Source organism: Vibrio sp. HENC-03 (assembly GCF_000305755.2).
Taxonomy (GTDB): domain Bacteria; phylum Pseudomonadota; class Gammaproteobacteria; order Enterobacterales; family Vibrionaceae; genus Vibrio; species Vibrio owensii.
In genome coordinates this window covers 156,295-162,613 of sequence record NZ_JH976121.1, presented here as the reverse complement: position 1 = coordinate 162,613, position 6,319 = coordinate 156,295, and the positions used below count along the sequence as shown (strand labels likewise).

Sequence of the window (6,319 nt, the reverse complement as noted above, 5' to 3'; positions counted from 1 at the left end):
AATTGATTTTCCGATGTAGCGGTTTCCGACGTCTCGGAAAACCAAGTAGTTCTCTCAAAGTTACTTCTATTAACGACTCGGATTTCAGAAGCTTTAGAAAAAAATCAAAAAAAGTGTATTTGCGAGATTTGGCTAGAAAAATGAGAGAAAAGTAGAAAAAAAGCCTCAAGTTTCTGCAGCTTAAGCCGAGCGCTCTAAATTGAGCAAAGAACAACCAAAAACAGCTAGAAAGCAGTGAGTTAGATGAAAGAAAGGAATGTTTTATCTGGGAGGTAGAAAAGAAAAAGCCCCTTTTCCTTTGAGAGAACTGGGGCTAGGTTGGTAGCCAGAGCCTATGTGGAGATCAAGAGAAATGAACACATAACCGGCACACCGGGTGCAACTTTACATTGAAAATGATTGGCAGGTGAGAGATGAGAGAGCCGCACATTCTATTATAAAGTTGCTTGCCATAAGCCTGCATTCCCATCCACGTCTGAATGTATTGAATACAGGCTAGGTAAACTACTGCAATAGTGACATCGCAGAGTTTGGCAACTGTTTCGCTTGAGCAAGAATCGAAGTACCTGCTTGTTGCAAAATTTGAGCTTTGGTCATTTGCGTCGTTTCTTTCGCAAAGTCTGTATCTTTAATTCGGCTGTTCGATGCATCAACGTTTTCTTGGATGTTTGCCAAGTTATTGATGCTGTGGCTTAGACGGTTCTGCTTCGCACCTAGGTCAGCACGTTGTGAATCAACATACTTAAGCGCTGAATCCAGTACAGAAATCGCGTTCTGAGAACCTTGCACGGTTGTCATGTCGATATCTTGCACTGATGTGCGTACCGCTTCATCACTTAGACCTAGATCCGATGCTAGGCCACCAGAGATTGAAATCTCGCCTTGAACGTTCGGGTGCGCAACAAACACTTGTAGTTTGCCGTCTTCACTTACCGACGCATTGATCATATCAGATTGGCCGTTGATGTACGTTGCCAACTCTTCAATATCATCACCTGCTTTCGCATTGATGCTGATTTCTAGATCGTCTGGGTTGCCGTCTTCGTCTTCACCCATGCCTGGAAGCGTGATTTTTAGATCCGCTTTAGTTGGATCCACGCCCCAATCTTTGTCTTTGCCATTCTCAGAGAAGAAAGTCACACCGCCCATACGCTGGTCATCCGCACGGATGCTGGTTAGTGCCATGATCATCGCTTCACCAGAGCTTGAACCGATTTGGAATGCCGCTTCACCGAACGAACCGTTCAATAGACGACGGCCACCAAATGATGTCGTTTCTGCGATACGATTTAGTTCGTCAATCAATGCCGATGATTCTTCGTTTATCGCTTGGCGCTCTGCTGGAGAGTTAGTACCGTTTGAAGATTGGATCGCCAAGTCACGCATACGTTGCATGACTGACGTCGCTTCGTTCATCGCCCCTTCTGCCGTTTGGGCAATCGAGATACCGTCGTTTGCGTTGCGCATTGCCACATCTAGACCACGAGACTGAGCCGTTAGACGGTTAGAGATCTGTAGACCTGCCGCGTCGTCTTTTGCACTGTTAATCTTGTGACCAGATGATAGACGCTCCATCGAGGTGTTTAGCTCGTTGGTCGCCTTGTTTAAATAACGCTGCGCGGTCATCGCGGAGACGTTAGTACTAACTGTTACAGCCATTTTGCTCTCCTGTTGAGTTCGCAAGCTTTTGCGAAGCGGCCAGCTTTACTCTCATTTGGATAAGCACTGACCGTAAAAAATTACTTGCTAAATCTGCCCTATGGCAGGGTTTAGAATCTCGTAAGTCTGTTCTGACAACATCAATACAATTTGTGTGCCAACTTGTTTCAAACTATTTGCTCTTTTAATAATGAACAAATAAACAACAAGTTATTGGGCATACGGGGCAAGAGCCTTGCCTTACTCATATTTTGTTGTGTTGCCGAATCGCTGTTTCTTTATTGCCGCCTAGATTACCGTTGGTCTGATTGCCGCTTTCGGTCAAATCATGCCGCTTGGATCGCATTACTCAGTATTTTTCGTTGATTTCTCGCACTTAAGGCTTGGCACATAAGGCATTAAAATCGAACGGTTGAAATACCGAGCTCACCGCATAAACGGTAGGCGCATCAAATATAGTTAAACAACGTCAGGTCTTTGGTTTTACCAAATGCCTGTTGTGAGGCTTGCAACGCACGTGAGTTCTCACTGAACTCAATCACTGCCTTGGAGTAATCCAAGTCCTCAAAATTGCTCTTCGCTTTCGCCAGAGACAAATTAAAATCTTCGTGGTTTTGCTCTTGAATATCGAGCGTGCTCAACTTAGCACCCAAGTCGGTTCTGACTTTGTTCATGTGAACAAACGCCGCTTGGAATTCTTCCGTCATTTGATGCAGCTTTGCTGTCGCCGACGCGTCAGATACTGAGCTTTCCGACCACTGCATGGTTTCTTTGAATGCATCAAAAACACTGAAGGTTTGGCGCGGCTCTAGCGTAATGCTATCCCCTGCGGAAACCTGCCCTTTCAGTTGAATATTGATGCCTTCGTATTGGATGCCATCAATTGGCGAGTAGTCATCGACTTGTACGATGCTGCCATCTTTTTCCAATTGGTAACCAAACTTGCCGTTACTCATGTCCACAAAGGTCACTTTGTAGTTTGAGTTATCTTCTGACGCACTCGTTGCTTGACCAAGCAACAGCTCAGAGCCTTCTTGTAAATCGTATTGCGGCTCGAAATCACCAAACGGGTTTGGGATCTCCGAAAACAGATGATTACCCGGATAGTTGATGCCGAGCTCAATGTTGCTGGCGATCTTCATCTTGCGTTGGTAATCGTCACCGGTATAAACCACGCTGCCATCGTAATCACGAAAGAAAGGCTGCGATTTTGGCTTCGTGCCAGCAAAAACGTAGTTGCCCGATTCGTCTTGCGTATTCACTAACGCCAAGAAGTTGTTTGCAATCTCTTCCAATTCGCGCTTTTTCGCCGCACGGTCTTCCGGAGAAAACGCACCGTTGATCATTTCCATCGAGATACGTTTCGACTCATCAGTAAATTGCTCAGCGTTGGCAATCACCACTTCTTGGTTTTCTAGTCGGTTACGAACCAGAACAATGGCATCAAGATATTGTTTTAACTGCTCTTCTTGTTGACCAATGCTCTGAATATAGTGCGTCGCAAGTGGATCATCACTCGGCTTGGTCAACTGTTTACCAGAAGCCAATTGCTCCTGATTATGGTGAACTTTGTTTTCCTGACGGCGCAGGTCGTTCTGCACCGACTGGTAGTTATGGAAGCTAGAAATTCGCGTTAACATCTAAGGCCTCCTTTATCGCAACTGCAAGATGGTGTTGAAGGTGTCATTGGCCGCCTGCATCACACGAGAAGAGGCCATATACGCCTGTTGGAACTTCATCATGTTTGCCGCTTCTTCATCGAGGTTTACCCCCGATATCGACGCCACGCGCTCTTGTGCCGCTTCACTCTCTAACTGAGCAACATCGGCGAGTCGACTTGCGGTTGACGTTTTCAAACCCACATCAGTGTTCAAGTTGAAGTACAAGCTCATGATCGTCGATTCATTGCCGTTCATCTTCTTGTCGGTTTGGATGTTTTGCATCTTACGCAAGTTGCCGTTGTCACCTTCAGATGGCACTAGGTTCGCGGTAAATTTATCGTTCGCTAATGCGCCCGCACTTAACTCAAATACGGTTGCGCCGCCGTTTTTATAAGCGGGATGATTGCTTGGCAAACTGACTGAAACCGGTCCGGTCGGTGGATATGGCTGGGGCGCCATGATTACGTTGCCTTTGGTATCGGTTACCGCAAATTGGTCTCCGGTTGGAGAAACAACCACTTCAAATTCACGTAAATCACCCGCATCAACAATCTCAAATTTGGCATTACCTTGAGCAAAGGTCGTCGACGCTTCATAACTTTGCGCAGCAATGGCTTTCGGATCCGTGGTTTCAACTTTCATTTGCGCTGCACTACTACGGGTAGGACGAAGTAACACATGCTCACCGACTTTAGGCTCATTACGAACTTCAACCCGCATTCCGTCGATGTAGAGCGCATTACCAGCATCGGTATTAAGCTTAACGGTTTCACCATTTGGCTTAGTCACGGCGTAGCTGTCGCCATCGTAGCGTAATGAGTATTCGCCACCTTTCAGCGCGCTGATATCATTGATGTAAACCGCCATATCAGCCGTCGATTGAGGGCCTGCAACGACACGGGATTTCGCTAGTCGCTCTGAGTTCACATCAGTAAACAATGGGTCACCCACATTACCGTAGTGATCCAAACCTTGCGATTGCAGGTGGTTTACTTCACTAGAAAACGCAGTCGCTAAGCGGCCAAGCTCATCCATCACTTGTGGAATGTGTTCGTCACGCATCTTAAGTAACGCGCCAATTTTGCCGTCAATATCGTCTGATTTGATGGCTTTAATGCCACCACCTTCAACCATAGCAAGGCGACGTTGATGAACATCTGGTGAGCCATCAATCATCTTCAATTGGCTGGCTTCTGTTCCCGAAACAAGGGTGTGCCCATTACCGATATGGACATTAAAACCTTCCGAATTTTTACGTGGCGTTACCGTCACCTTGGTGTATTCAGAAAGCTCTTTGATCAGTTTCTCATGTTGGTCCATCAAGTCGTTATGAGGACCAGGAGTACGCATCATCAATCGATGAACATCGCGGATCTCAACAGCAAGTTGGTTCACGCGTTCAATGCCCATATCCAGTGATTTATTGGCCACATCGGATTGCTGACGCACAGTTTCATGAAATTCGTTTAGGGTATCGCTGAGTAACTTGGCTTTTTCCAACACGACTTTGCGCGCCCCCATGTCATTTGGGGTATCCGCCATGGTTTTTACCGCATCAAACCATTCGTTCATGTTTTCTGGGATTTTTTTCGATGCCACCGAAGACAACATGCTTGAGAGCAGATCGAGGTTCTTCTCGTTATCAAGCTTACTGGCGTAATTCGTGGTGGAAAGGTTTAGTTCTTTAACGGCAAACTCATCCCAAGAGCGGCGAACATTTTCCACATGCACGCCCATGCCGTAAGTTGACCCACCAAATTGACGCGGATCGTTGGTGCCTTGGATAACAGACTGACGGCTGTAACCCTCTGTATTCGCATTAGAAATGTTATGACCAGTCGTATTCAACTGTCGCTGAGCGGTAAGCACACTTTGTGTACCTACATTCAACAAATCTGACGCCATACATGCCCCCAAAAACGAAATAAAATCGGTATTGACCGATTACCTAGTTAGCAATTAGCAAAAGGTGTGCCAGTTTAGAAAAGAAAGAGAAAGCACGAAAAAAGAAAGGCTTGCACTGTGGCAAGCCTTCTCAAAATATCTATCAAGCATTCGTAATCGGATGAATCACATACTCTCGATTTTTTGTTTTACCTGCAGCACTTTGTCTGCGTAGCTTGGGTCAGTTGCGTACCCTGCGCTGTGAATGCCACGAATGAAGGATTCAGAATCACCACCTTGCTGAAGGGCAGTCTCGTAGCGCGGGTTCTCATTCAAGAAGCGGACGTAGTCGTTAAAGCTGTCTTGGTAATTGGAGTAAGAACGGAATGCCGCCGTCTCTTTCACAGGCGTGTTATCGTGGAACTCTAGCGTTTGAGTCGTCACTTTATCACCCTGCCAACTACGGTCAGCTTTAATGTTAAACAGGTTGTTACTGCTACCACGTGCGTTCTTAACGACTTTTTGTCCCCAGCCTGTTTCTAGCGCGGCTTGGGCCAATAGCAATGAAGGTTCAACACCCAAGGCTTTTGCTGCACGGTCTGCGTATGGCTTCATTGAATTAACAAAAGACTCTGGCGAATCAAAACGTGATGGCTCTGAGCCTGGTCGTGATAGCTGACCTGACTCAATCAAACGCTGCTCGATTTCACGCGCTTTCTTCGGATCCACACGACGGTATTCCACAGCATTGTTTGCTGCATCGCGCATGGCAGTTTCAGCCTTGTCGTCGCCTTGCCCAACCGTCAACTGCTTAACAATCATGTCAGCCAAACCCATCGAACCCGATGCACTTAAGTTACTCGCCATTTGCTCGTCCAGCATTTGACGGTAGAACTTTTCGTTTTGGCTGTTCATCAAGTTCGACTCAAAGCCTTCGTTCGCTTCGCGCATCGACTTCAACATCATCGAAGTAAAGATCGATTCAAACTGGCGAGCGGCCGCTTGCAATGCTTCATGCTCACCATCTTTGCCCTCTTTCACCGCTTTTTGACGAAGGGTATCAAGGGAACTGATGTCATGAATGAAACCGATATCGTTAGGATTGTTGACCATGG

4 protein-coding genes are annotated in these 6,319 nt (G+C 46.5%); all 4 read right to left on the bottom strand.

The genetic code is table 11. The features are described 5' to 3' along the window. Window positions 1-504 precede the first annotated feature (504 nt). The gene (locus VCHENC03_RS15015; RefSeq protein ID WP_009705676.1) at window positions 505-1,659 is read right to left on the bottom strand and encodes a flagellin; all 1,155 of its coding nucleotides are present in this window, start codon (window positions 1,657-1,659) and stop codon (window positions 505-507) included. Window positions 1,660-2,108: 449 nt separating this feature from the next. After that, entirely contained in the window at window positions 2,109-3,299 is a 1,191-nt protein-coding gene (gene flgL, locus VCHENC03_RS15020; RefSeq protein WP_005438657.1) for a flagellar hook-associated protein FlgL, read from the bottom strand. A 12-nt stretch (window positions 3,300-3,311) separates the two neighbouring features. Next, window positions 3,312-5,225, bottom strand: coding sequence for a flagellar hook-associated protein FlgK (flgK, locus tag VCHENC03_RS15025; RefSeq protein WP_005438656.1), 1,914 nt, complete (start codon window positions 5,223-5,225; stop codon window positions 3,312-3,314). Between the two features lie 165 nt (window positions 5,226-5,390). Then, the gene (gene flgJ, locus VCHENC03_RS15030; RefSeq protein WP_005438655.1) at window positions 5,391-6,317 is read right to left on the bottom strand and encodes a flagellar assembly peptidoglycan hydrolase FlgJ; all 927 of its coding nucleotides are present in this window, start codon (window positions 6,315-6,317) and stop codon (window positions 5,391-5,393) included. Between the last annotated feature and the right edge of the window lie 2 nt (window positions 6,318-6,319).

Excerpts from the sequence above, each read along its gene's own strand:
- flgK (WP_005438656.1), bottom strand. The coding sequence starts at position 5,225 with ATGGCGTCAGATTTGTTGAATGTAGGTACACAAAGTGTGCTTACCGCT.
- flgJ (WP_005438655.1), bottom strand. The coding sequence starts at position 6,317 with ATGGTCAACAATCCTAACGATATCGGTTTCATTCATGACATCAGTTCC.
- flgL (WP_005438657.1), bottom strand. The coding sequence starts at position 3,299 with ATGTTAACGCGAATTTCTAGCTTCCATAACTACCAGTCGGTGCAGAAC.
- VCHENC03_RS15015 (WP_009705676.1), bottom strand. The coding sequence starts at position 1,659 with ATGGCTGTAACAGTTAGTACTAACGTCTCCGCGATGACCGCGCAGCGT.